Raw genomic sequence first — 20,478 nt, forward strand, 5'->3', positions numbered from 1 at the left:
TTTGGCTGTCCCAGGCTGGCTGGGAATATCGCCTGCAAGAGCCTCTGGAGCGAATAGGACGGATAGGCAAGCAGCTGTTAATAGTTGTTGAGCGAGCCTTTTTAAAGGCGATTTCCCCAGAGGCACTCGGTGGGAATTGCCAGCCAAATACATCAGCCCTTAAGACCTTCTTGAGCCTGAAGTGTTGAAGGAAGCGTGTCTGAAATTGGCACGATTAAATCAGGCGCAGCAGGTCCTTTTGGGGATCATCCCACAAACAGAATCAGGATCTTGCCTGCCTAGTGCCAGCTGATCAATCTTCCAGGTCTTTACGGCTCGGGGTGCGGCTGGGGTCGCTGGCCAAAAAGCCGAACACAAAGATCCCGATAAAGAAGAAGACGACCGAATAAACCGAGATCTTGAGGGCGAGCATGGTTCGGCCTTGGGGAATGGCGAGCGGGTGACAGGGAGTGACAGGCGCGTTGAAGGGCCTAGTCGACCCCGCAGCTGCGGGATCATCCTATGGGACTCGGCTTGCCATCCAACGATGCCTGAGGCCTCAGGACTAGGGCAGACCCCATGGATTGAAACGATTCAGTCACGTTTGCGGCCAACCCATTCGCGCTGGGATCTCCAACCACTCTGGCGCTGCGTGCAGGCGGGAGGGCGGTTTGGCCCAGCCCTTGACGATCCTTGGGGCCAGCAATGTCGTCCGGATTGGGCGGCTCGGGGGTTGGTGATCTGGCCGCGGGGTGGCCAGTGGCGGGAGCTACGGCTGCGGCTGGTTTGCCCGGCGAACTGGCTGCAGCTGCAGCAGCCGGAGCCCGTTGCCCAGGCCCGGTTGGTGCTGCGCTGGTGGGCCGACCAGGTGGAGCTGCGGGTGGATGGTGCGCGGGTGCATGGCGGCGACCTGTTTGACACCGCTTGCCGTTGGTTGCTGCCCGAGCGCTGGTGGCAGGGGGAGGCCCTTGAGCTGGAGTTACGCCTGCGCAGCCCCTTGCACGACGACGGTGCCCTGATCGAGAGCCGTCTCGAGCTCGAGCCCCTGGATCCAGCCGATCCGGTGGATTTGTTGGCTGAAACCAAGGCTGAGCTTGCCCAGCTGCGCAGCGGCGAACCGCCGACAGGTCGGTTTCATGTGTTGGGCCATGCCCACCTCGATCTGGCCTGGCTTTGGCCGGTGGCCGACACCTGGCAAGCGGCCGAGCGCACCTTCACCTCTGCCCTTGATCTGATCGAGCGCTTCGAGGAGTTGCATTTCGGCCACTCCACACCGGCTTTATACGCCTGGCTGCAGCAACACCGGCCGGCCCTGTTCGCCCGCCTGCAGCGCGCGGTGGCAGCCGGTCGCTTTGAACCGATCAACGGCCCCTGGGTGGAGAGCGACTGCGTGCTGATCAGCAGCTCCTCACTGCTGCGCCAGTTTCAGCTGGGCCAGCAATTCAGCTCCGCCAGCTTTCCTGAGCTGGAGCACTATCTGGCCTGGTTGCCCGACAGCTTTGGTTTCGCCAGCGGCCTGCCGGCCGTGGCTCGCAGCACCGGCGTGCGTTGGTTTTGCACCCACAAAATGGCCTGGAACGCCACCAATCCCTTCCCCCACCGGCTGTTTCGCTGGCGCAGCCGCTGCGGTTCCGAGCTGCTGGCCCTGATCAACGCCCCGATCGGCACCGATGGCGATCCCGTGGCGATGGAGCGCTATCGCTTGGCTTGGCAAGGCGCGACCGGGGTTGATTCGGCCCTGTGGCTGCCTGGAGTGGGCGACCACGGTGGAGGCCCCAGCGCTGAAATGCTCGAGCAGCTGCGGCTCTGGCAGCAGCAAGCTGAAGCTGCTCCCCAGCATCACGGCAGCTTGCGGGGTTATTTGGCTGACCTCGAGCCGCTGGCGCCCCGGCTGCCGGTGTGGCGCGACGAGCTTTACCTGGAGCTGCATCGCGGCTGCGCCACCTCGCGCCCTGATCAGAAGCGCCACAACCGCACACTCGAGCGGCTGCTGCGGGAGGCGGAGCTGGCCCAGGCCCTAGCCGGCGAGCCTGAAACGGTCGACTGGCGAACTCTGCTTTTTCAGCAGTTTCACGACATTTTGCCCGGCACCTCGATTCCAGAGGTTTTCGAGCAGGCCGAGCCCCAGTGGCGGGCAGCGCGCCGCAGCGCCTGCCTGCAACGGGATCGGGCTCTGCAGGCCTGGCTAGGAGCTGGTGACGGTGAAGATGACTGTGTGGGTGTGGGTGTGGGCGAGGGTTGGTGGGTAGCCCAGCTCCAGCCCCTGCCTCCCCGGGCCCGCAGTCTGCGGGTGCCGTTGGGCGGCTGGAGTTGGGGCGGGGTGAAGCTGCCGTCCCAGCCGGCCCGGGCTGGCGGCCAGTGGCTGCAGCTGCCGCCCTTGGCGGGCGTGGCCGCCCTGCCCCTAGAGCGAACGGTCGCAGCGGCGGCCCCTCAGGCAGTTCAGGTTGAGGCAGCTCAGGTTGAGGCGCCGGTGTGGCGAGAGGGCTGGCGTTGCGGCAACGGTTTGGTGAGTTTTGAGCTGGGGCCGCGGGGCCTCGAGCAGCTGTGGGATAGCCAGGATCAGCCCCAGTTGGCAGGCCCGCTGGCCTGGCGGCGTTTTGCCGATCGAGGTGAGTTTTGGGATGCCTGGGACATCGCCACGGGCTACCGGGACCATCCGCTGGCCTGGCAGTGGCAGGGCGAGCCGAGCTGGCTGGAGCAGGGCGAGCTGTGTACCAGTTTTGTGTGGCGGGGCAAGTGCGGGGCAAGTGCGGTGCGGCTTGAGGGGCGCTTACTTGCCAATACCCCCTGGCTCGAGCTTGTGCTCAGCGTCGACTGGCGCCAGCGCCATGAGCTGCTGCGCCTGGAGATCCCCCTGGCCCAGCCGGCCCAGCGCTGGGCGGCAGATACCTCCGGTGGCGTGCTGGAACGGCCAGCCCAGCCGGTCACTGCCCGCGAGCAGGCCCGCTGGGAGCTGCCAGCGATCAGCTGGATCGCTTCTGTGGCTGCTGGCGGCGGCTTGGCGGTGCTGCTCGATGGGCCCCAGGGGGTGTCGGCTAGTCCGGAGCAGTTGGGTGTGTCGTTGCTGCGGGCGCCTACTTGGCCCGATCCTGGCGCCGATAACGGCCAGCAGCGCCTGCGGCTGGCCCTGGCGCCCTGCCCAGCAGGTTGGTGCCGGGCCCAGGTGCCCAAGCAGGCGGTGGCCTTCAGGGAACCGCTATGGCTGCGGCCGGCGGCGGCCCAGGGCCGGCCTAAACGACCTCAGGCCCTGCCTCCCCTGGGCGAGGGGCTGTTGCTACTGGGCTGCCGGCCGCTAGGGGAGTCCGGGGACGTGGTGCTCACCGTGCAGAACTGTTCCCCTTGCCGCCGTTACCTGGAGTTGGGAGAGAGCTGGCAGCTGCTGGAGCGACTAGATGGCCTGGATCAGCCTCTGATTTCCCAGGGAAAGCTCTCTGAAGATCCCTGGCTGCTGGCGCCGTGGAGCCTGGGCTTTTGGCGAGTGCGCCCTGATTGGGTCAGCGCTTAGGGCTCAGTCTTCGTGGTCGTCAAAGGGGTCGGTGAGGCCCTTGGAGGGCGGCCCGAAGGCTTGGTACACCCCAAAACCGGTGAGTGAAAGCAGCACCGCCAGCACGGCGAGGGCCACGGAAAGGGCCGGGGAGCTGGTGGTGGCGGTGGGGTCCATGGAGGCGGAAGGGGAATGCAGGTGACGGGTTGCGTCACAACTGTCGACGGACCGCCGCGGCGCGGTACGCGAGGCCCTTACACTACTTAAAGCGAATCCATGCCCGAGAGGCTGCAGCAGACATGGCCCAACGCACCCGCCTCGGAGACATCCTGCGGCCACTCAATTCTGAGTACGGCAAGGTCGTTCCCGGCTGGGGCACCACGCCCGTCATGGGCATTTTTATGGTGCTCTTCTTGGTGTTTCTGCTGATCATCCTGCAGCTGTACAACAAGTCCCTGCTGCTCGAGGGCATCACGGTCAACTGGAACGGCCTCGGCTGATGAACGTGTTTGGCATTGGCTTGCCTGAGCTGGCGGTAATTGCCGCCATCGGGCTGCTGGTGTTCGGACCAAAGCGCCTGCCGGAGCTCGGAAAAACCCTGGGGCGTACCCTTAAGGGTTTTCAATCGGCCTCCTCTGAGTTCGAAAAGGAGCTGCGCACGGCGATCACCACCGCCGAACCTGTTGCGGCTGACCTACCAGTTGCAGTTTCTGCAACTGAGCTTGTTTCAGCTGATGCCTCCGGAGCTGATGCGCCAGAGCTGATTGAGCAGCCTTTCGATGGTCCCGCGGCCTGAGTTGTCGTTGCAGTTGGTGGTGGGCCTGGGTAATCCGGGAGCCAAGTACTTAGGTACTCGCCACAACGTGGGCTTTATGGCCCTTGAGCGTCTAGCCGATTGCGCTGGTGGTGCCTCTTTTCGGCAGCAGCCCAAGCTTCAGGGCTTGTTGGCTGAGGTGGGTTCGGGGCCTTCCCGGCTGCGGCTGTTGATGCCCCAGACCTACATGAATGAAAGTGGTCGCTCGATCCGCGCAGCCCTTGACTGGTTTGGTTTAGAGCCTGCCCAGTTGCTGGTGGTGGTTGACGACATGGACCTGCCCCTCGGCAAGTTGAGACTGCGGGCTACGGGCAGTGCCGGGGGGCATAACGGCCTGCGCAGCACCATCAGCCACCTAGGTACCCAGGACTTTCCGCGGCTTCGTATTGGTATTGGCGCCCCCGCCCAAGATCCCGGCGAGCGCCGCGCCCGCACCGTTGGCCATGTGCTCGGACGCTTCACGCCTGCCGAGCAGCCCCTGCTCGAGGAGGTGCTGCGCGAGGTGGAGGCAGGTATTGGCCTGATTCAGCGCCTCGGCCTGGAGCGGGCTGGCAACCGACTCAACGGTTTTCAGCCCCAGGGCGCGGCAGCCTGAGCCGATGGCACGCCTTCCCTCCACCACTGCCCAGTTGCGGGTGCTGCACCAGAGCTTCAGCCAGCGGGTGCTGGAGGGGGAGGTGAGTGCGGGCGGCTACCAATGGAGTTTCCGCTGGGCCTTTGACCGCGGTGAACTCAGCGTTGAGCCTTCTTTGGGCAGGGCTCTGATCCAGGATGCCCTGCTGCGTTATCTGCTCAAGGTCGACTACCAGCTCGAGCCTGGCGGTGACTACATCTTTACGGTTCGGGCCCGTTTTTAAACCGATTCAGCCTCCGGCGCGATCGGCAGCGGCCATCGCCTCAGCACCTCCTGGTTGCTGCGTTGCAGGGTTACCCCGCAGTAGCGCTCTATCAGCAGCTGGGCCACCACATCGTCGATATCCCGGGGGGGCAATCGCAAGCCCGCCGGCAGCCGCCGCCTCCAGCCCCTAGGGGGCCAAAGCTGCCAGTAGCGCTCGCGGGCCGCCAGGGTGCTGCCGCTCTCATCCACCACAGCTAGCGCCAGCCGCTGCTGGCTAAGTTGGCTGCACCAGTCTTTGCTGCCGGTGCCATTGCCGAGCACAACCTGGCCAAGCCCCACTTGCTGCCAGCTTTTGAGCAGGGCGAGGCAGGCTTGTGGGGGCAGGATGGCAGCCTGCCGGATCTGGCCAACGGCAGGATCAGCCAGCACTAGACCGCATTTGCTGCTCCCGGGATCGAGGCCTGCTACCAGGCCCGCCGCAGCGCCCGTCATGGGCGGCGTGGGCCCGGCCCCGATTGGGCGGGAGATGGGGCCGCCAACCAGCGCAATTCCACTGCAATTGGGTCGGCGGTGCTGGCGCTGTTGATGGCGAGGGCTTCTAGTTGAGCAACCTGGCCCGGCTGGCGCTCGCTCAGCTCCCGGGCCAGCTTTTTAAAGCTGGCCGCATCGAACTGCAGCCCTTCCACCAACGTGCCCTGGCGCTGGGCTCGGGCATAGGCAGCGGCCAGTAGCAGGTTGAGTCGCCGCGAAACCGGCTCCAGGGCTGTGAGGTCGCCCTCGATCGTGGTGCTGGCCAGCACTTCACCTGCTTTAACTACAGGGCGGTTGGGGCGTAGGTCAGGGAAGGCAAGCACCTGGCGCTCGCCCCTCAGCACGTTGGCGGCCGAGAGAATGCTCACCACCCAGCTGCCGGGTTTGGCGAGCAGGCCTTCCAGCTTGCTGATGTCATTTTTGGGTACCAGCAGGATCTGGCGATCGGGGGGCTGGCCGGGCAGCACCCGCCTGAAGGCGTTGAGATTGGCCTGCTGCAGCAAGGCGGTGATCACCTCCTTGGCCTGCTCGGGGCGCTCAAGGGTCACCTTGGCGCTGGCCAGGGTCTGACCGCTGCTGAGCACCACGTCGCCGCGGCGCAGGGCAATCAGGTTGCCCTCCAGGTCTTTAAGTTCTTGGGCACCGGCGCTGATCCGGCGGCGCACCTGGGCTAGTTCCGCTTCGGTGCGGCGGATTTCCGCATCCCGCCCCTTCACCTCCTGGCTGAGACGGCTGCGCTCCAGCTCCAACTGGTTGCGCTGGGCTAGAAGTGGCGCCAGCTCTTGGCGCAATTTGCTGGCGCGGGCTTGGGCCTGCTCAAAGCGCGTCTGAGCCTCGCGTTTGCCCTCTTCGGCCCGTGCCACCTCCAGGCGGCTGCTGGCTAGTTGGCTGTTGCTGCGGCTCAGTTGGCTGCGGCTGGTTTGCAGCCGTTGCTCCAGTCGATCGAGTTCAAACAGGCCCGTGCGCAGCCGCTCGCTTACCAGCAGCATCAGGCCGAGGGAGATAGCACTGATCAGGCTGCCCGTGAGCACCGTGATCAACACGGCGGTGCGGCGGGGCCGCATCCCCAACAGGCTCAAGCGCGCCTTGCCCACCAGGCTGCCGAGTCGGTCGCCCAGGGTGGAGAGCACTCCCCCCAGGGCGAGCAGAGCGAGGATCAGCAGCCAGCCCGTCACATACGTCCCCGGAGGGCCCCAGTATCCCTGGCCTTCAGCTGAAGCGCTTAGCTAGGGCGATTGGATCAAACACAGTGATTTTCTTGCGGTCGATCTGAACCAGCCCGTCGTTGCGCAGGTCGCCCAGCAGGCGAGTGATTGTGACGCGGGTGGAGCCAATAGCTTCGGCAATCGCCTGGTGGGAGAGGCGCAGATCAATCGTGATCCCTTCCGAGCTGGGCACGCCGAAATCGCGGCACAGCACCAGCAGGAAGCTCGCCAGCCGCGAGCTCATGTCGCGGTGGGTGAGGGTTTCGATCATCGTTTCGGTCTGCAGTATTCGCGAAGACAGGCCCTGCAGCAGCAGCAAGCCCACGCTGGCGTCTTGCTCGATCGCCCGGCGCACGGAGGTGGCTGGTGCGGTCACCATCTCGACCCTGGTGAAGGCCACAGCGTGATAGAAGCGATCGGAGCGCTGGCCGGTAAGCAGCGAGAGCACACCAAACAGGCTGTTCTCACGCAACAGGGCCACGGTGATCTCCTCGCCGGATTCATATACCCGCGACAGCCGGACCGCTCCGCGCCGCAGCAGATAGACCCGCTCGGCTGGATCGCCGGGAAAAAAAATCGTCTTGCCCCGTTCGATCGTCTCGACACTGCTGCCGGCCAGGCCCCGGATCACTTCCAACAGGGTGGGGTTGCCCTGGCCGGCGCTGCCCATGCCTGCCACCACGCCAGGGGCACCCGTCGATGGGGTGTTGGCGGTACGGCTAAATCCGTGGGTAGCGCCAACCATCAAGGTCTTGGCAAGTGCCGGGACCCTAAGGATCACCCGGGGGGCGGCTTGTAGCAATACACACGGTTTGAGACGACACCGCCGGCGCCCCCTGCGCACCAGTACGTATGTTTCCGCTAGGGATGGTGTCGTTTGCTTGTGGAGCGGCCCGATCCCGCTACATTCAGCTCCGCGAGGCCATGGGCTGCTCGCGGCGCCCCAGGTCTGTTTTTCGATTTTCAAGGTTCTTATTCAGGTTGTTCATGACCGCGAGCTTGCCCGTCTCAGGCCTCACCTCCTCCTCTGGAGCTGGTTTTCCGGCGGTCCAGCACCAACCTCAGCGCTCTGGCCATCGCCCTTTGGCTGTGGCGTCTGGCGCGTCCGCCCCTTCTGCTGCGCCGGCATTGCGGCTGGTGGCCCAGTCGGAGGGCTTACTGCAAATCCATACAGCGCCTTTCCGCGGCAGTTACGGTGCCGTGCTCAGCCAGGCCCTACGTAGTGCCGGCTTGGGCAGCCGGGTGTTGGTTACTCAGTTCCTTAAGGGCGGCGTAGATCAGGGCCTCGGCAGCAGCGTCTGGCTGTGTGGGCGACTGCAATGGCTGCGGCCCGGTGTGCTCGGCTGTCTGTCAGAGCCAGCTGCCCACCAGGGGCTCGAGCTGTTGGAGGCGGTGCGCCAGGTGTGGGCCTTCAGCCGCGAGCAGCTGCTCAGTGGTGCGGTGGATCTGATGGTGCTAGACGAGCTGGGCTTGGCTGTGGAGCTGGGCTACATCGAGCAGGCTGAAGTGCTGGCAACCTTGGAGCGCCGACCAGCCCATCTAGATGTCATTTTGACAGGGCCAGCCATGACTCCTGAGTTGATGGCCATGGCTGATCAGGTCACCCAGTTGCGCCGAGGCCTCTGATGCTGAAGAACGATCGCTGGATCAACGAGCAAGCTGCGGTAGGAATGTTGCAGCCGTTTCAGTCGAGCCTGGTGCGCCATCTCGATCCCGCTACGGCGGGCTCCCCGGTGCTCAGCTACGGCTGTTCTTCCTATGGCTACGACTTGCGGTTGTCGGCCAAGGAATTTTTGATCTTTCGGCATGTGCCTGGCACCGTGATGAACCCCAAGCGGTTCAACCCGGCGAACCTGGAGCCGGCGCCGCTGCACAGCGACGAAGACGGTGAGTACTTCATCCTGCCGGCCCATTCCTATGGCCTAGGGGTGGCACTGGAGAAGATGAAGGTGCCATCAAATATCACGGTGATCTGCCTGGGCAAGAGCACATACGCCCGGCTAGGCATCATTGTGAACACCACCCCGGCTGAGGCCAGCTGGGAGGGACACCTCACCCTGGAGTTCAGCAATTCTTCCGGCGCAGATTGCCGCATTTATGCCAATGAGGGAATTTGTCAGCTGCTCTTTTTTGAGGGCGATCCCTGCGAGACCACCTATCAAGATCGGGCTGGTAAATATCAGCATCAGCCCGAACGCGTCACTCTGGCAAGAATCTAGTTTCCCCTAAAAGCCCTATGGGGGGAGCCTGGAGTCGCACCGAGAGGTGCGCCAGGTGGTTCGCCTTATGGGGCGAGCCTGGCTTTATGTAAGCGGCTCTTTTCATACCAGTCAGCAAATTGGGGTGTCCAAGCCTGCAGGTGGGGCCACATCAACTCACAGAGCTCACGGATCTCCTGCTGGGCATCGAGCTTCGCCCGCAGGTCAAGGAAGTGCAGAAATGCCCGCAAGGTGAAGCTCACCACGAAGTGCTGGCGGTAGTCGAAGGGCAGGATGCCGCGGGCGTGCTCCTCGGCGAAGCCAGCCGCCAAAAGGTCGCGGTAGCGAGCTGCCGCAGCCCTGCAGAGCTCTAGATCTATGTAGCGCTGCTCTTCGGTGTAGGCGTATTTTTTGCCTTGCCGGTCGCTATAGCTACCTATGGGCCGTAGATAGAACACCTCCTCCAGTTCCAGTTCATCATTGGCGGCCTTGCAGATGCGATCGCCGGTGTAGCGCATGGATTGCACGTCAAAGCTCACCCCCACCCGGTGTGTACGCGCCTGCTGCATCACTGAGTGGGGAAACCAGCCAACGTTGAGCACGATTTGGGCGTGTTCTAAGGGGCCGTAGTGACCGCGCTCGCCGGCGAGAAGTCGTTTGATGCAGATCTCCCCTGCTTTGCTCTCCTCGGGCCAGTTGGCGGAGTCTGCCGCCACAAAGCCCTCGCTGTAGTCCTGATGCATTCCCGCATAAACGCACTGCTGGGGGTTAGGCGTAGCGGCGATCAGGTCAACGCGGAAACGGGAATCCATGGCGGGCGTCAACCGTGACTGCGGGGTCCGGCCATCGTGGCAGTAGCTGGCTCCGCTGCCGCAACTTCGCCAGCGGGTTGGCTCAGGTTGCTGACGGCACCCACTCCGGCTAGGGCCGGCAGGGGTTCGCCGGCGATCAGGGCGCTGCTGAGAGCGCGCAATTCGTTGAGGCTGCGGGCGCCAATCGAGCGGCCCACCGCTTCACCGGCAGCATTGAACAGCTCTAGTTGGGGAATGCCGTTGACGTCGTAGCGCTCCAGCTCCGGCTGCCAGCGGGGATTGTCAACGTTGAGCAGCACCACATCGAGTTGGCCGCGGTGTTGGGCTTCGATCGTTTCCATTGCCGGAGCCATGGTGCGGCAGGCGTCGCACCAGTCGGCGTAGAACTCCACCAGCGTTGGCTTGCCATTGCGCAAGGCCACGGGTAGATCCAGGGATTGGCGCGCCAAGCGCTCCAGGGGAGCCTCCGGATTCAGTCCGCCCCGGAACCACAGCAGGCCCGCTGCCAGTAGGGCCGCCAGCACGACTAGCAGCAGCCGTTCGCTTGGCCCCAGGCCGGAATTCGGGGTGGAGTTGGTCATGACTGCACTTTGCCAGTGCTTGCTAGCGTTTTGCAGAGGTAAGCGTGCTTTTCCCGCGAACCGGATCCTCGTGAAACGGCGCCTAACCCTGCACTTTCCCCGCGAAGCGGTGCATCAGCCGATCACCTATCGGCTGGCGGTGGATTTCGATATCGCCGCCAAGATCCTGCGCGCCCAGATTTCCCCCAACCAGAGCGGCACCATGGTGGTGGAGCTCTCAGGAGACATCGACGAACTAACGGCGGCGGAAGCCTGGCTAGAAAGTCAGGGACTAGGCCTCAACCGGGCGCCTGGTCAGATAGACGTAGACCACGGTCTCTGTGTTGACTGCGGCCTCTGCTCGAGCGTTTGCCCCAGCGGTGCCCTCAGCTTGACCCAGCCGGCTTGGCAGCTGCAATTCGATGCGCAACGCTGCTTGGTGTGCGAACAGTGCATTCCGAGTTGCCCTCTGGATGCGATTTCCCTGGTGCTGGCTCCCCCGTGATGGCGATGTTGCGTCTGCTGTTGCTGCCCTTGCGGGCGCCGATGCTGCTGGTGCTGGTAGTGATATCCGTTTACGAGGGCTTGCAGTGGAGCCAGCCGCTCGAGGGTGCGGCAGCGTCGGGGATGGGGCAGTTATCCAGCTTGTTCTGGTCGCTTGACTGTCTCCACGCCTTGCTGGTGGTGGTGGTGTGCACCATGCCCGACCTGCTGCTGCAGCGGATTTCCAATTTGATGGCCGCCAGTCGGGTGATGAGCCTGGTGATCAGCCTGTTGATCGTCACGGTGGGTGGCCTCTATCTGCTCCACCTCAAAGTGCTCACAAATGTGCTGATCCTGGGCACCACTGTGTTGTTGGCACGCCTCGATCTAGCTCGGATTCGGGTGGCACCCCCGCCGGTGCTCCTGGCAGGGGTGCTGGGTGTGCTCGTTTTGTCAGGGGCATGGGTGGGCCGCTGGCTGGCAAGCGGTGGCTAGCAGCTAGCCAGCGGCCTCTCTTGAAAGTTCCAAAAGTTGCCGAGCACTTTTTTGACGTACAGCCGGGTTTCCGGGTAGGGGATGGCCTCTATCCATAGCTCCGGTTCCTGTTGCAGTTGGGGTGTCACCCAGCCAGCGGTGGCACCGGTGCCGGCGTTGTAGCTGGCAGCCATCAGCACGGGGTTGCCCTGCCACTGGCCCAGCAGTTGCTTTAGGTAGAGCGCGCCTAACTGGGCATTGCGGGCTGGGTCGGTGAGGTCATCGGCTGCCAGGGGCGTGCCGGCTAGTTCGGCGGCGGTGGCCGGCATCAGTTGCAGCAAGCCGATGGCACCGGCGCCGGAGCTCACCCCGGGGCTGAAGCGCGATTCCTGTTTTGCTACGGCTGCCAGCAGGGTTGCCGGTACCCCGGCGGTTGAGCCAGCCTCCTCGAGCTCCGCCACGAAGCTGGCGGTTTGCAGGTCGAGCTCAAGCTGTTGGGCCAGGGCGCAGTTTGCATTCACCGGTAGGCGCAGGCTGGCTTGCTCGAGTTGGCCGAGTCCTATCCAGTGGTCTCCCACGGCCCGGCGTAGCCGGCCTTCCGTAATCAGCTCCTGGGGACTAGTGGGGGGGGAACTCCGCTCCGTGCGCCAGTGCTCCCAGGCTTCCAGGGGTTGGCCCAGGCGCCAGAGCCGGTCGATCTGCCAGTCGCCGCTGCCCAGGGGGTGCCATTGGGGTTGTACGAGGGCCGGACTGCTGCGGGGATCGAGGTTGAGATCGCCGCGGCCTAGGCGCACCGCCGCCCGCCAGCCGTAGTAGCCGCCGGGATGCTGTTTGATCAGATCACTCCAGGTGCGTTGTGCTTTGGCGGTGGCGCCTTGCTGCTTCTGGCTGAAACCCAGCCAGAAGCGCTGGCGTCCCACCAGCCCCACCGGCAATTCGCGACCGATCGGCGCACTCAGCAGCGTTGTGGCCGTTGCCCATTGGCGCTTGAGCAGGGCCTGGCGGGCTTGCTGCCACTGCAGTTCCCAGCTGGCTGGATCGTTGGGCCAGCGCTGCAGCACCGCCAGCGTCGCGGCGATGTCGCCACTCTCCATCGCCCGCCGCGCCTGCACCGGGGCCGTGTCTTGCAGGGCAGAGGGCAGCCCCTTCAAGGCCTGGAGAGCCCTGGGCCCGGGCTGTTCGCTGAGCAGGGCTGCGGCCTCGCTGGCCTGGCTGGAGCGCGGCGCGGATTTGGCCAGTTGCAGCAGCAGACTTTCGGCCTGGGCCTGCTGTTGGCTGCCGCCACGGAGCAGGGCCCGGCTGAGGGCTAGCTGGGTTGCTGGGCTCGGTGGACTGCCCTTGAGGCAGCTCAGGGCAGCGGCCGAGTCGCCTAGCTGGGCCAGGCCCCTGGCCAATTGGTCCCGCTGGCTGGGGGTAGCTGCTGCGGGCGTGCTCTGGCAGGCCTGGCGCAAGCGTGGCCCTGCACCGGGCCAGCGCACACCGTGACGGGCCAGGTGCAGGGCTGCCTGGAGGCGATCTGCGTCGCTCGGGCCCGCCTCCACGGCGGCTGCTAGGGCCGCGGGATGGGCGGCGAAGCGGCTGCGTAGTTTCTGCCGTAGCTGGGGCTGCTGCCGGCCCAGGGCATAAAGCCCATCTGCTGAGGCGGGCGTGTCTGGGAAGCGCCGCACAAGCTGCTGCCAGCGTTGCTGGGCGGCTGCCTGATCACCCATGGCTTCGGCGGCCAGGGCATCGCGTTTGAGCACCAGGGCGGCTAGCTCATCGCCACCCCAGCCCTGGCCGCGCAGCAACCGGCGCTCGCCGGCTAGGTCGCCTTTTGCCTGGCGCGGCAGCAGCAGCAAGCTGGCCTCCCGCCGCCGCTCCGGATCGGGCGAGAACCGCCGCAGGTGCTCCAGGGTTGGGGTGGGTGTGCTGGGGTCTGGCGCGGGAATCATGGTCAGTAGTGCCCTGCCGCCCACCAAGGCGGCGCCGCTGCCCAAGCAAGTGAGGGCCAGTAGCAGGGGGAGGCGAGCCAAGGGCAATAGCGGCGCAGCTTCGGCATTCTGGGGAGGTGTGAATCCCACTTAGCTGGTGCGCCTGCCCTCCCTACCCCTCTATCTCTCCACCTTGCCTGGGGCTGAGCAGCGGTTGCGGGCTCTGCGGGTGCTGGCGGTATCGGGCCTGGTGCTGCTGCTGCGCCCCTTTTGGCCATTGAGCTGGCTGCCGGGCTGGGTGGTTGGTGCGCTGCTGCTCTGGACGATTGGCGAACTGGTGCTCTGGATCTGGTGGCCACGCCGCTGGCGCTGAATGGGCTCAGGCCCTTACCTGGCCCAGGCCAGCCATGGTGAGCGCTTTGCAGCAGCCCACGTAACCTGGACGCCACTGAGGCATCTGCTGCTGCCCATGGCCGACCTGGCTCCCCATCCCGTTGGCCTGCCCCTGCGGGGTGTGGCCGGTTTCGGGACCGATGGCATCCGCGGCCGGGTGGGAACCCAGGTGAGCCCGGCTTTGGCTTTGCAGGTTGGCTTCTGGTGCGGCCAGGTGTTGCCCCAGGGGGCGCCGGTGCTCATCGGCATGGATTCCCGTAGCAGTGGCCCGATGCTGGTGGCGGCGCTCACCGCCGGGCTCACGGCTGCAGGTAGGGAGGTATGGACCCTGGGGCTATGCCCTACGCCAGCGATTCCTGGCGCCATTCGCCGTCTTGGCGCGGCTGGCGGTCTGATGGTGTCCGCCAGCCACAACCCCCCTGAAGACAACGGCATCAAGGTGTTTGGGGCCTCCGGCGCCAAGCTGAGCCGCGGCCAGCAGCAGGCGATCGAGGCTGGGCTGCAGGGGGTTGGGGCTGGACCGGCAATAGGTGCTTCCGGCGGCTTCTTGGGCACAGGAGTTGTGCACGACCGCCCCGATTTACTAGCCGACTACCAGCGGTCCTTGGTGGCGAGCGTGATGGGTCGGCGCTTGGAAGGTTGCAAGATTGTGCTGGACCTTTGTTGGGGCTCGGCTTCTGCCTGTGGAGAGGCGGCGTTTCGGGCCTTAGGCGCTGAACTCACCGTCTTGCACGGCAAGCCGGATGGAACCCGCATCAACGTGGACTGCGGCAGCACCCACCTTGAGCCGCTCAGACGCGCGGTGCTGGAGAGCGGAGCCAGCATGGGTTTTGGCTTCGATGGCGATGCAGATCGGATGCTGGCGGTGGATGGCCGGGGCCGGGTGGTGGATGGTGACCAGATCCTTTACCTCTGGGGATCGTCCCTGCTTGATGCGGGCCAGTTGCCGGCCAATCGCATCGTTGCCACGGTGATGTCAAACCTCGGCTTTGAGCGTGCCTGGCAGGCCAAGGGAGGGGTGCTCGAGCGCACCGCCGTTGGTGATCAATACGTCCACCAGGCGATGGAGCAGATGGGCGCTGGCCTGGGTGGCGAGCAGTCGGGCCATATTTTGTCGGCCCGCCATGGCATGAGTGGCGATGGGCTGCTCACCGCTTTGCAGGTGGCCACGTTGTTGCACCGCAGTGGCCAATCACTGGCCGACTGGATGAATAGCAGTTTCAAGCCCTACCCCCAGACCCTGTTGAATGTGACGGTGCCAGACCGGCAACGGCGCCAGCAGTGGCAAGCCTGCGAGCCGCTGCGGCTCGCCGTGGAGCAGGCGGAGATTGCGATGGAGGGACAGGGCCGGGTGCTGGTGCGTGCCAGTGGCACCGAACCACTTTTGCGGGTGATGGTGGAGGCCGCCGATCAGCAGCTGGTGGACCACTGGTCAAGCCAGCTGGCCGCCGCAGCGGAGCAGCACCTCAACGCGGCCTAGCTTCCAGGCATTCCCGAGCCAGGCTCAGGGCTCCGCTGCAGGCATCTGCGGCGGGGACCTGCAGTTGAGCGCCTGGGCAGCACTCCCTAAGGCAGGCCTCCAGCCGGCAGCGCAGCAAGGCAAGGTGCTCCAGCGCCCCGCCCATGGGCCACACTCGCGGGGCATCTAGCTGCAGCCTTGTGCAGATGGTTGCTGCCATTAATGCCAGGGCCTGGGCGGAGCGCTCCACAACGGCGGCGGCGCCAGCATCACCCTCGCTAGCGGCGACTGCCACCAGCGGTGCCAGGCGGGCAAAGCCTGCGGCCCCGAAGCCAGGCTCTACAACCAAAGCTTTGATGGCCTGAGCGGCCTGGGGGTCGCCTGTGCTCACATTCAGTCCTGCCCAGATCCGGGCTCGCAGGGGCGAATCGGGCTGCCGTCCATCCGCCATCGCCAAGCTGAGGGCTAGGCCATCCCGGCCGATGTCCGTGGCCGAGCCAGCCCCATCTAGCAGCCAGCCCCAGCCGGAGCAGCGGTGTTCCTGGCCTGCCGGATTGCGCCCAACGGCGATGGTGCCAGTGCCGCTGATCAACAGGATGCCTGCGCCGCCCTGGTGGTGGTTGCCCATAGCTCCGCGCAGGGCAGTGCGCTCATCTCCCGTGACTACTACGCGCTCCAGGGGTAATTGCAGGGCCTCGGCCGCCAGCTGCCGGCCCAGCTCCTGGACGGAGCTGCCCACTTCGATGCCGCTGGCGCCAATGCCGGCGGCTAGCAGGGGCGTGCCGGCGTGCGGCAGATGCAGGCGGGCCTGCGCCAGGCTGCCTTGAAGGGCCTGGCGGAAGCGGGTGGGGCCGTCGGCTGCGGCCAGGTGGCACACCCCAGGCCCCTGGCCTTCACCTAGCAGCTCACCACTGCAGGCATCGCTAAGGCGACAGCTGGTGTGGGTTTGGCCAGCGTCGAAGCCGGCAATCAGGCTTGGCTCAGCCACGACCTTCGGCGCGGCTAGCTCCGGCCGCCAGGGTGGCGATGCAAAACCAGCCGCTCAGTTGCACCTCCGGCCGGAAAAAGATCGTGTCGGTTAGTCCCTGCACCGTGAGCCCAGAAATTACGGCGATCGCCGCCAGGGCCGGCAGGCTGAAGCAGCTATCCCTGCGCCAGAGGCTGGTGGCGCTGCGCAGGCTGGCCAGCAGCAGGCCGATCCCGGCCAGCAGGCCAGGAATGCCGGCTTCTACCGCCAGCTCCAGGGGGATGGAGTAGGCGCTGAGCGCGTTGAACTTGGGTTGCTGAAACAGCGGATAGATCTGGTTAAAAGCGTCGTTGCCGGGGCCGATGCCAAGCCACGGGCGGGCCTGGACCATATCCAGCACTGCAAGCCAGACGTTGATGCGGAAGTTGTTGGAGCTGTCTTGCCGGCCGGCCACCAGGCTCATCACCCGCACTCGCAGAGGCTCCACCTGGGTAACTAGCATCACGAGCAGGGCGGCCCCGCCTAGCAGCAGCAGCAAGGGAAACAGGCGCCGCCAGAGCAAGGGCCAGGCCCGGGTGGCCCGCACGGCTAGCAGCAGCAAGATCACTGCCGCCTCGGCCACCAAACCCATCCAGGCGCCGCGGCTGAAGGTGAGCACCAGGGCGGCGACGCCCAGCACCAGGGCAGTGAGAGCAAAGAGCTTGCGGGCTCGCCCCGGCCAGCGCAGCAGGGCCACGAGGGCTAGGGGCAGCACCGGCAGCAGATAACCCGCCAGCAGGTTGGGGTTTTCGAGGGTGCTGTAAATGCGCACCGTGCCATCGGCCACGGAGTTGGGGTCAGCCCAGCGGGCTAGTTCGCCGCTATCGCCGTAGAGCTGGCGGATACCGATCACGCAGGTGACCAGGTTTCCAGCCAGCAGCGCAGCCACGATCCGGTCCCACCAGACCGGAGCCAGGGTCAGCAGTTGGCGCATCAGGGCGTAAACGCCCAGGTAGCTCACAAGTTTGACCAGCCCCTTGGCGGCGGCCAGGGGCACCGGTGAGAAACCTGTGGCCAGCAGGGCGATGGCCAGGATCCCCAGAATCCAGCGGTCGATCTCCACCAGGGGTCCAGGGGTAGTGGTCAGGGCCAGCAGCAGCCATAGGAGGCCACTGGCCAGCACCAGCAGGCTGAGGCCGCTGCGGGTTACCAGGGGCAGGCCAACCATCAGGGCGCAGAGCACCAGGCCGGCTATCAGAGTTAGCTGCCGCCCCAGGGGACCACTGTCAGCGCGCTGCAGGCAGCCCTGCCAGCGCAACAAAATTGGCATTGGGGGGGCGCTCAAGGGGTGCAGCCTGGCTTCAGGCCCGATTATCAACCGCTTCGAGCTGATCTTCCAGGTTGGTCAGGCCTTCCAGGTTGCGGTCGTTGCGTTGGTAGAGCACCCGGTAGACCGGCAACCCCTGGCTCAGCACGTAGGTTTCGCGCTCCGTTGGAACCGCCAGGGGGTTGCCGGCACGCCAGGGGCGCCCATCGGCGGCCGGGCGATCGAAGCCGCCGCTGGCCTCGATCAGCTGCACCATCGGTGTGATCACCGCCAGCACATCGCTCTGAATAAACAGCTCACGGCCAGGCCCCAGCGCCTCGGCCAGGGCCAGCAGGAGGGCGGGCTGCAGCACCCGCCGCTTTTGATGCTTTTGCTTAAACCAGGGATCTGGAAACTGGATGGTCACCCGCTGCAGCAGCCCGGCTGGCAGGGCCACCAGCCAGTCCTGCAGGCTGATGTTGGCGTTGCAGAACAGGTAGTGGAGGTTGCCGAGCCCCAGGGCCTGGCGGTCGGCTTCGGCGGCATCCACCAATGGCCGGCGGATTTCAACACCTAGATGGTTGCAGTTGGGCTGGTGCTGGGCCAGGGCCAGTAGGAAGCGGCCGCGGGCGCAGCCAATGTCCAGATGGAGGGGGAGATCCGGCTGACTGAAAAGCTCGGCTGGCGGCGGCAGGGGCCGGGGTAGCTGGAAAAAGCGGCTGAGCGGATTGACGTGCTGACGCACCTTCAGCCCTCTCCGCGCGGCACCAGGAAGGCCAGGCTGGCGGTGTAGCCGTGCAGATGGGTGCTACCGGCGACCGGGCCGATTTCGCCGTTGCAGAACGATCCGGCGATGGGCACCTGATCAAACACTTCCCGGCACAGCTCCACGTCGCCATCGGCGCTGCCGTAGAGCCCAACGCCACGGCCTAGGCAGGCAAACAGCAGGGCGGCTAGGGGCTCCGGGTTGCGACCCCGCTGGCTGGTCAGCAGCTGGCGCAGTTCCAGTCTGGAGGTGCTGGCATCGCGCAGTTGGAACTGCACCTGTTGTCCCACCCGCATCCGTTCAGCCACGGCTACGGCGCCGTTGCGGGGGTCGACACCAAGCAGGTTGCGCACCAGAAAAGCGGTGGGACCATCTGGATCTGCGGCGCTGAGGCTGAAGTTGCTACGGCCCACGCCCAGAAACAGCGAGTGCTTCACCAGCTCCCGCTCCTCGGGATTCAGATCCGTGAGGATCGACTGAAGCGCTGCCACAGGGCTGCGGCGGGCCTGGCCCTGGCTCACCTCCAGCACTACGTTGCGCTGAACTTGCTCCACATCAAAAACCGGCCCGATCGGCCGGCAGCCCTGGGCCACCACCGGATCGAGTTGCCAGGCTCCACCAATGAGGCAGCCGACGGCACCGCGAACCACCTGATCTCCAAACAGCAGGGAGCCATGGCCGGCACTGTGGGGGCCAGCGACGCCGCCAATTTTCGCCGCCCCTGGACAGGCGTAATCCAGGCCACTGATCAGATCGTTGATTCGGGAGCAGCTGGGATCCACCAGCAGCAGCATCGAGGGGCTGGGAGCTGCTGGCGCATCGAGCAGGTCGCGCCAGGGATCAGCCGGGCCGTCGAGGTCGGGAAGGGAGTCGGTATCAATCGCAAAAGGGTGGAGCTCGGCGCCGGGTAGGCGCAGCAGGGTGACACTCAGGGCTGGTTTGTTCTCCAGCTCATGGGGGGTGCCGCCAGCATCGGTGCCCACCACCCCACCGCCCAGGCAGCCAAGCCAATGGCTGGCTGAGAGTTTCCCCTGAAGTAGGGGCAGCAGCCGGGGCAGGTCGCTGGCGTAGCTGGCTGCGACGAAGACCAAGGCCAGATCTGCTGGACCGGCCCCCCGCAGATGGCTGGCGATCTCTTCAACCGACGCCTGCAGCGAGGTTTCGCTGGCCAGGGCGGTGCGGCACCAGGCCTGGGCTGGACGGGCTCCGAAGGTGCGGGAGAGCCAGCTGGGCAGGGAGAAGGCGGCCATGACCTGGACCCTATCGCTTGCCGGGGACGCGGATAATGGCGCCTTACCGAACCACACGCGTGCTCGCCGCCCTACCAGAACCTCTGTACCGCTCCTTGGTGTGGCTCGATGTCCGCCTGGCGATGCTGTTCAGCGTCGGCTTGCCCCTAGTGCTCCTGATCTGGGCGTCGGTACGCAAGGAGGGATCCTTGGTGCGCCTGCTGGGGATTTATTGGAAGGTGGCCAGCCTGTTGCTGCTTGCAACCCTGCTGCTCACCGACCGGAGGCCCCTTGGCTTTGTGGTTTTGCTGCTGGCCCAGCTACTGGTGGTGCTGAGCGTCTGGTTCTGGGTGGATCTCAACGAGGAGCTGGCCGACCTGCCGCCCTGGCGTCCCTTGCCCCTGACCCTGCGCATCTGGCGCTGGAGTCTCACGGCGTGGGCAGTGCTTGGCGCCCTGCTTACTGCCACGGCCCTGGGCTGTTTGGGCCCCGGAGGCTTGGCCCAGCCCCGTTGCGCCGCTTGGATTCAGCCGCCCCTTGGCCTGCACCGGCATGTTGAGGGGCTGTTTGCCTTCATTTTTGGCGGCGAATGGACCCCTGCCGTGGCCGCCTTCATCGGTTACGTGGGTTTGGTTGCCTATGTGGTGGGACTGTTGCAATGGCTGCTGGTGCGCTTGCCCAAGCAGGGGCGAATCGCTGGAGATTTCTAAGGATCAGCCCTTTGCTTTCTTTGCAGCCAAGCTTCCTCTGCCGCCATGACCCTGTCCGCTGCATCTGCGATGGCCCTGCTGGCCAGGCTGGAAGAATTGAGCCGGGAGCGGCCCGATCGGGTGCTGCGGCTCAGGGGCCAACTTCATTTGGCGGCAGGTCCGCTTGAGCCCTACGAGCTGCTGATTTTTCGCGGTTTTTCGAGCAGCACCACCCACCCCACCGATTTCGATCCCGACCAGCCACTGCTGCCCGAGGGTGCGGTGATCGAAACAGCTGAATTACTGCAGGCCCCCCTGAATCCGGCTTCGGAACAGCTGTTGGCTGGGCCAGTTTCCCCTGAGGTTTTCCTTGAATCCGGCGGTTGGGATTGAGCCCCCAGA

General features: G+C 65.4%; 25 protein-coding genes. 13 read left to right on the plus strand and 12 right to left on the minus strand.

The features are described 5' to 3' along the window. Nucleotides 1–292 precede the first annotated feature (292 nt). Nucleotides 293–412 (minus strand): photosystem II reaction center protein I, encoded by a 120-nt coding sequence (locus tag KBY83_RS04115; RefSeq protein ID WP_006172424.1) that lies wholly within the window; start codon nt 410–412, stop codon nt 293–295. Nucleotides 413–526: 114 nt separating this feature from the next. On the opposite strand from KBY83_RS04115, the gene KBY83_RS04120 reads away from it, so the two are divergent. Continuing rightward, entirely contained in the window at nt 527–3,484 is a 2,958-nt protein-coding gene (locus KBY83_RS04120) for an alpha-mannosidase (protein ID WP_255018427.1), read from the plus strand. Nucleotides 3,485–3,487: 3 nt separating this feature from the next. Here KBY83_RS04120 and psbN read toward each other — a convergent pair whose 3' ends face one another. Beyond that, nucleotides 3,488–3,640 (minus strand): photosystem II reaction center protein PsbN, encoded by a 153-nt coding sequence (gene psbN, locus KBY83_RS04125; RefSeq protein WP_254932007.1) that lies wholly within the window; start codon nt 3,638–3,640, stop codon nt 3,488–3,490. Nucleotides 3,641–3,762: 122 nt separating this feature from the next. Here psbN and psbH point away from each other — a divergent pair, with 122 nt between their 5' ends. From psbH to KBY83_RS04145, 4 genes are read left to right on the plus strand one after another with little or no spacing between them, the layout of a single operon-like run. Continuing rightward, the gene (gene psbH, locus KBY83_RS04130) at nt 3,763–3,963 is read left to right on the plus strand and encodes a photosystem II reaction center phosphoprotein PsbH (RefSeq protein ID WP_094559148.1); all 201 of its coding nucleotides are present in this window, start codon (nt 3,763–3,765) and stop codon (nt 3,961–3,963) included. Next, nucleotides 3,963–4,259 (plus strand): TatA/E family twin arginine-targeting protein translocase, encoded by a 297-nt coding sequence (locus KBY83_RS04135; RefSeq protein WP_106632282.1) that lies wholly within the window; start codon nt 3,963–3,965, stop codon nt 4,257–4,259. The genes psbH and KBY83_RS04135 overlap by 1 nt, the downstream gene beginning before the upstream one ends. After that, nucleotides 4,243–4,872 carry an aminoacyl-tRNA hydrolase gene (pth, locus tag KBY83_RS04140; protein WP_255018428.1) on the plus strand — a complete coding sequence of 210 codons (630 nt, stop codon included), beginning with the start codon at nt 4,243–4,245 and terminating at the stop codon, nt 4,870–4,872. Before KBY83_RS04135 ends, pth begins: the two co-directional genes overlap by 17 nt. A gap of 4 nt (nt 4,873–4,876) precedes the next feature. Beyond that, the gene (locus KBY83_RS04145) at nt 4,877–5,134 is read left to right on the plus strand and encodes a DUF3146 family protein (RefSeq protein ID WP_106632284.1); all 258 of its coding nucleotides are present in this window, start codon (nt 4,877–4,879) and stop codon (nt 5,132–5,134) included. On the opposite strand, the gene KBY83_RS04150 is transcribed toward KBY83_RS04145, so the two are convergent. Genes KBY83_RS04150 through ntcA form a run of 3 tightly spaced genes read right to left on the minus strand, consistent with a single transcriptional unit; the run spans nt 5,131 to nt 7,596 of the window. Then, the gene (locus tag KBY83_RS04150; protein WP_255018429.1) at nt 5,131–5,607 is read right to left on the minus strand and encodes a resolvase; all 477 of its coding nucleotides are present in this window, start codon (nt 5,605–5,607) and stop codon (nt 5,131–5,133) included. The two genes, KBY83_RS04145 and KBY83_RS04150, sit on opposite strands and share 4 nt — an antisense overlap. Further along, a complete protein-coding gene (locus tag KBY83_RS04155; protein ID WP_255018430.1) occupies nt 5,604–6,821 on the minus strand; it encodes a DUF3084 domain-containing protein in 1,218 nt (405 codons plus the stop codon). Before KBY83_RS04155 ends, KBY83_RS04150 begins: the two co-directional genes overlap by 4 nt. Nucleotides 6,822–6,855: 34 nt before the next feature. Further along, nucleotides 6,856–7,596 (minus strand): global nitrogen regulator NtcA, encoded by a 741-nt coding sequence (gene ntcA / locus KBY83_RS04160; RefSeq protein ID WP_255018431.1) that lies wholly within the window; start codon nt 7,594–7,596, stop codon nt 6,856–6,858. Between the two features lie 242 nt (nt 7,597–7,838). Between ntcA and KBY83_RS04165 the strand changes: the two genes are divergently transcribed. Together KBY83_RS04165 and dcd are read left to right on the plus strand one after the other, a co-directional pair. Next, nucleotides 7,839–8,477: a cob(I)yrinic acid a,c-diamide adenosyltransferase gene (locus KBY83_RS04165; RefSeq protein ID WP_396093372.1), complete on the plus strand. Its 639-nt coding sequence runs from the start codon at nt 7,839–7,841 to the stop codon at nt 8,475–8,477. Beyond that, nucleotides 8,477–9,070 (plus strand): dCTP deaminase, encoded by a 594-nt coding sequence (gene dcd / locus KBY83_RS04170; RefSeq protein ID WP_255018433.1) that lies wholly within the window; start codon nt 8,477–8,479, stop codon nt 9,068–9,070. The genes KBY83_RS04165 and dcd overlap by 1 nt, the downstream gene beginning before the upstream one ends. Nucleotides 9,071–9,135: 65 nt before the next feature. On the opposite strand, the gene thyX is transcribed toward dcd, so the two are convergent. Both thyX and KBY83_RS04180 read right to left on the minus strand, forming a co-directional pair. Next, nucleotides 9,136–9,861, minus strand: a complete 726-nt coding sequence (thyX, locus tag KBY83_RS04175) for an FAD-dependent thymidylate synthase (RefSeq protein ID WP_255018434.1) — start codon at nt 9,859–9,861, stop codon at nt 9,136–9,138. A gap of 8 nt (nt 9,862–9,869) precedes the next feature. Further along, nucleotides 9,870–10,442, minus strand: a complete 573-nt coding sequence (locus tag KBY83_RS04180) for a thioredoxin domain-containing protein (protein ID WP_106632291.1) — start codon at nt 10,440–10,442, stop codon at nt 9,870–9,872. 70 nt (nt 10,443–10,512) lie between these two features. Between KBY83_RS04180 and KBY83_RS04185 the strand changes: the two genes are divergently transcribed. Further along, nucleotides 10,513–10,926 (plus strand): NIL domain-containing protein, encoded by a 414-nt coding sequence (locus tag KBY83_RS04185; RefSeq protein WP_255018435.1) that lies wholly within the window; start codon nt 10,513–10,515, stop codon nt 10,924–10,926. Beyond that, nucleotides 10,926–11,399, plus strand: a complete 474-nt coding sequence (locus tag KBY83_RS04190) for a hypothetical protein (RefSeq protein ID WP_106632293.1) — start codon at nt 10,926–10,928, stop codon at nt 11,397–11,399. Before KBY83_RS04185 ends, KBY83_RS04190 begins: the two co-directional genes overlap by 1 nt. On the opposite strand, the gene KBY83_RS04195 is transcribed toward KBY83_RS04190, so the two are convergent. Then, nucleotides 11,396–13,390 carry a lytic transglycosylase domain-containing protein gene (locus KBY83_RS04195; RefSeq protein ID WP_255018436.1) on the minus strand — a complete coding sequence of 665 codons (1,995 nt, stop codon included), beginning with the start codon at nt 13,388–13,390 and terminating at the stop codon, nt 11,396–11,398. The genes KBY83_RS04190 and KBY83_RS04195 overlap by 4 nt on opposite strands. Nucleotides 13,391–13,445: 55 nt before the next feature. Between KBY83_RS04195 and KBY83_RS04200 the strand changes: the two genes are divergently transcribed. After that, on the plus strand, nt 13,446–13,661 hold the full coding sequence (locus tag KBY83_RS04200; protein ID WP_255018437.1) for a DUF4175 domain-containing protein: 216 nt from the start codon (nt 13,446–13,448) through the stop codon (nt 13,659–13,661). 96 nt (nt 13,662–13,757) lie between these two features. After that, nucleotides 13,758–15,161 carry a phosphoglucosamine mutase gene (glmM, locus tag KBY83_RS04205; protein ID WP_255018450.1) on the plus strand — a complete coding sequence of 468 codons (1,404 nt, stop codon included), beginning with the start codon at nt 13,758–13,760 and terminating at the stop codon, nt 15,159–15,161. Here the strand turns inward: glmM and KBY83_RS04210 are convergent. Genes KBY83_RS04210 through KBY83_RS04225 form a run of 4 tightly spaced genes read right to left on the minus strand, consistent with a single transcriptional unit; the run spans nt 15,148 to nt 19,408 of the window. Further along, nucleotides 15,148–16,128 carry a BadF/BadG/BcrA/BcrD ATPase family protein gene (locus tag KBY83_RS04210; protein ID WP_255018438.1) on the minus strand — a complete coding sequence of 327 codons (981 nt, stop codon included), beginning with the start codon at nt 16,126–16,128 and terminating at the stop codon, nt 15,148–15,150. The two genes, glmM and KBY83_RS04210, sit on opposite strands and share 14 nt — an antisense overlap. Next, nucleotides 16,121–17,416, minus strand: coding sequence for an IctB family putative bicarbonate transporter (locus KBY83_RS04215; protein ID WP_255018451.1), 1,296 nt, complete (start codon nt 17,414–17,416; stop codon nt 16,121–16,123). Before KBY83_RS04215 ends, KBY83_RS04210 begins: the two co-directional genes overlap by 8 nt. A gap of 31 nt (nt 17,417–17,447) precedes the next feature. Beyond that, entirely contained in the window at nt 17,448–18,137 is a 690-nt protein-coding gene (trmB, locus tag KBY83_RS04220) for a tRNA (guanosine(46)-N7)-methyltransferase TrmB (RefSeq protein WP_254931353.1), read from the minus strand. Between the two features lie 2 nt (nt 18,138–18,139). Continuing rightward, on the minus strand, nt 18,140–19,408 hold the full coding sequence (locus tag KBY83_RS04225) for an FIST N-terminal domain-containing protein (protein ID WP_255018439.1): 1,269 nt from the start codon (nt 19,406–19,408) through the stop codon (nt 18,140–18,142). Between the two features lie 35 nt (nt 19,409–19,443). Here KBY83_RS04225 and KBY83_RS04230 point away from each other — a divergent pair, with 35 nt between their 5' ends. Further along, nucleotides 19,444–20,097 carry a DUF3177 family protein gene (locus KBY83_RS04230; RefSeq protein WP_106632300.1) on the plus strand — a complete coding sequence of 218 codons (654 nt, stop codon included), beginning with the start codon at nt 19,444–19,446 and terminating at the stop codon, nt 20,095–20,097. 45 nt (nt 20,098–20,142) lie between these two features. Beyond that, a complete protein-coding gene (locus KBY83_RS04235; protein ID WP_255018440.1) occupies nt 20,143–20,469 on the plus strand; it encodes a hypothetical protein in 327 nt (108 codons plus the stop codon). The last annotated feature ends 9 nt before the right edge of the window (nt 20,470–20,478 follow it).

This window comes from Cyanobium sp. WKJ7-Wakatipu (genome assembly GCF_024345355.1).
Lineage (GTDB): Bacteria > Cyanobacteriota > Cyanobacteriia > PCC-6307 > Cyanobiaceae > Cyanobium_A > Cyanobium_A usitatum.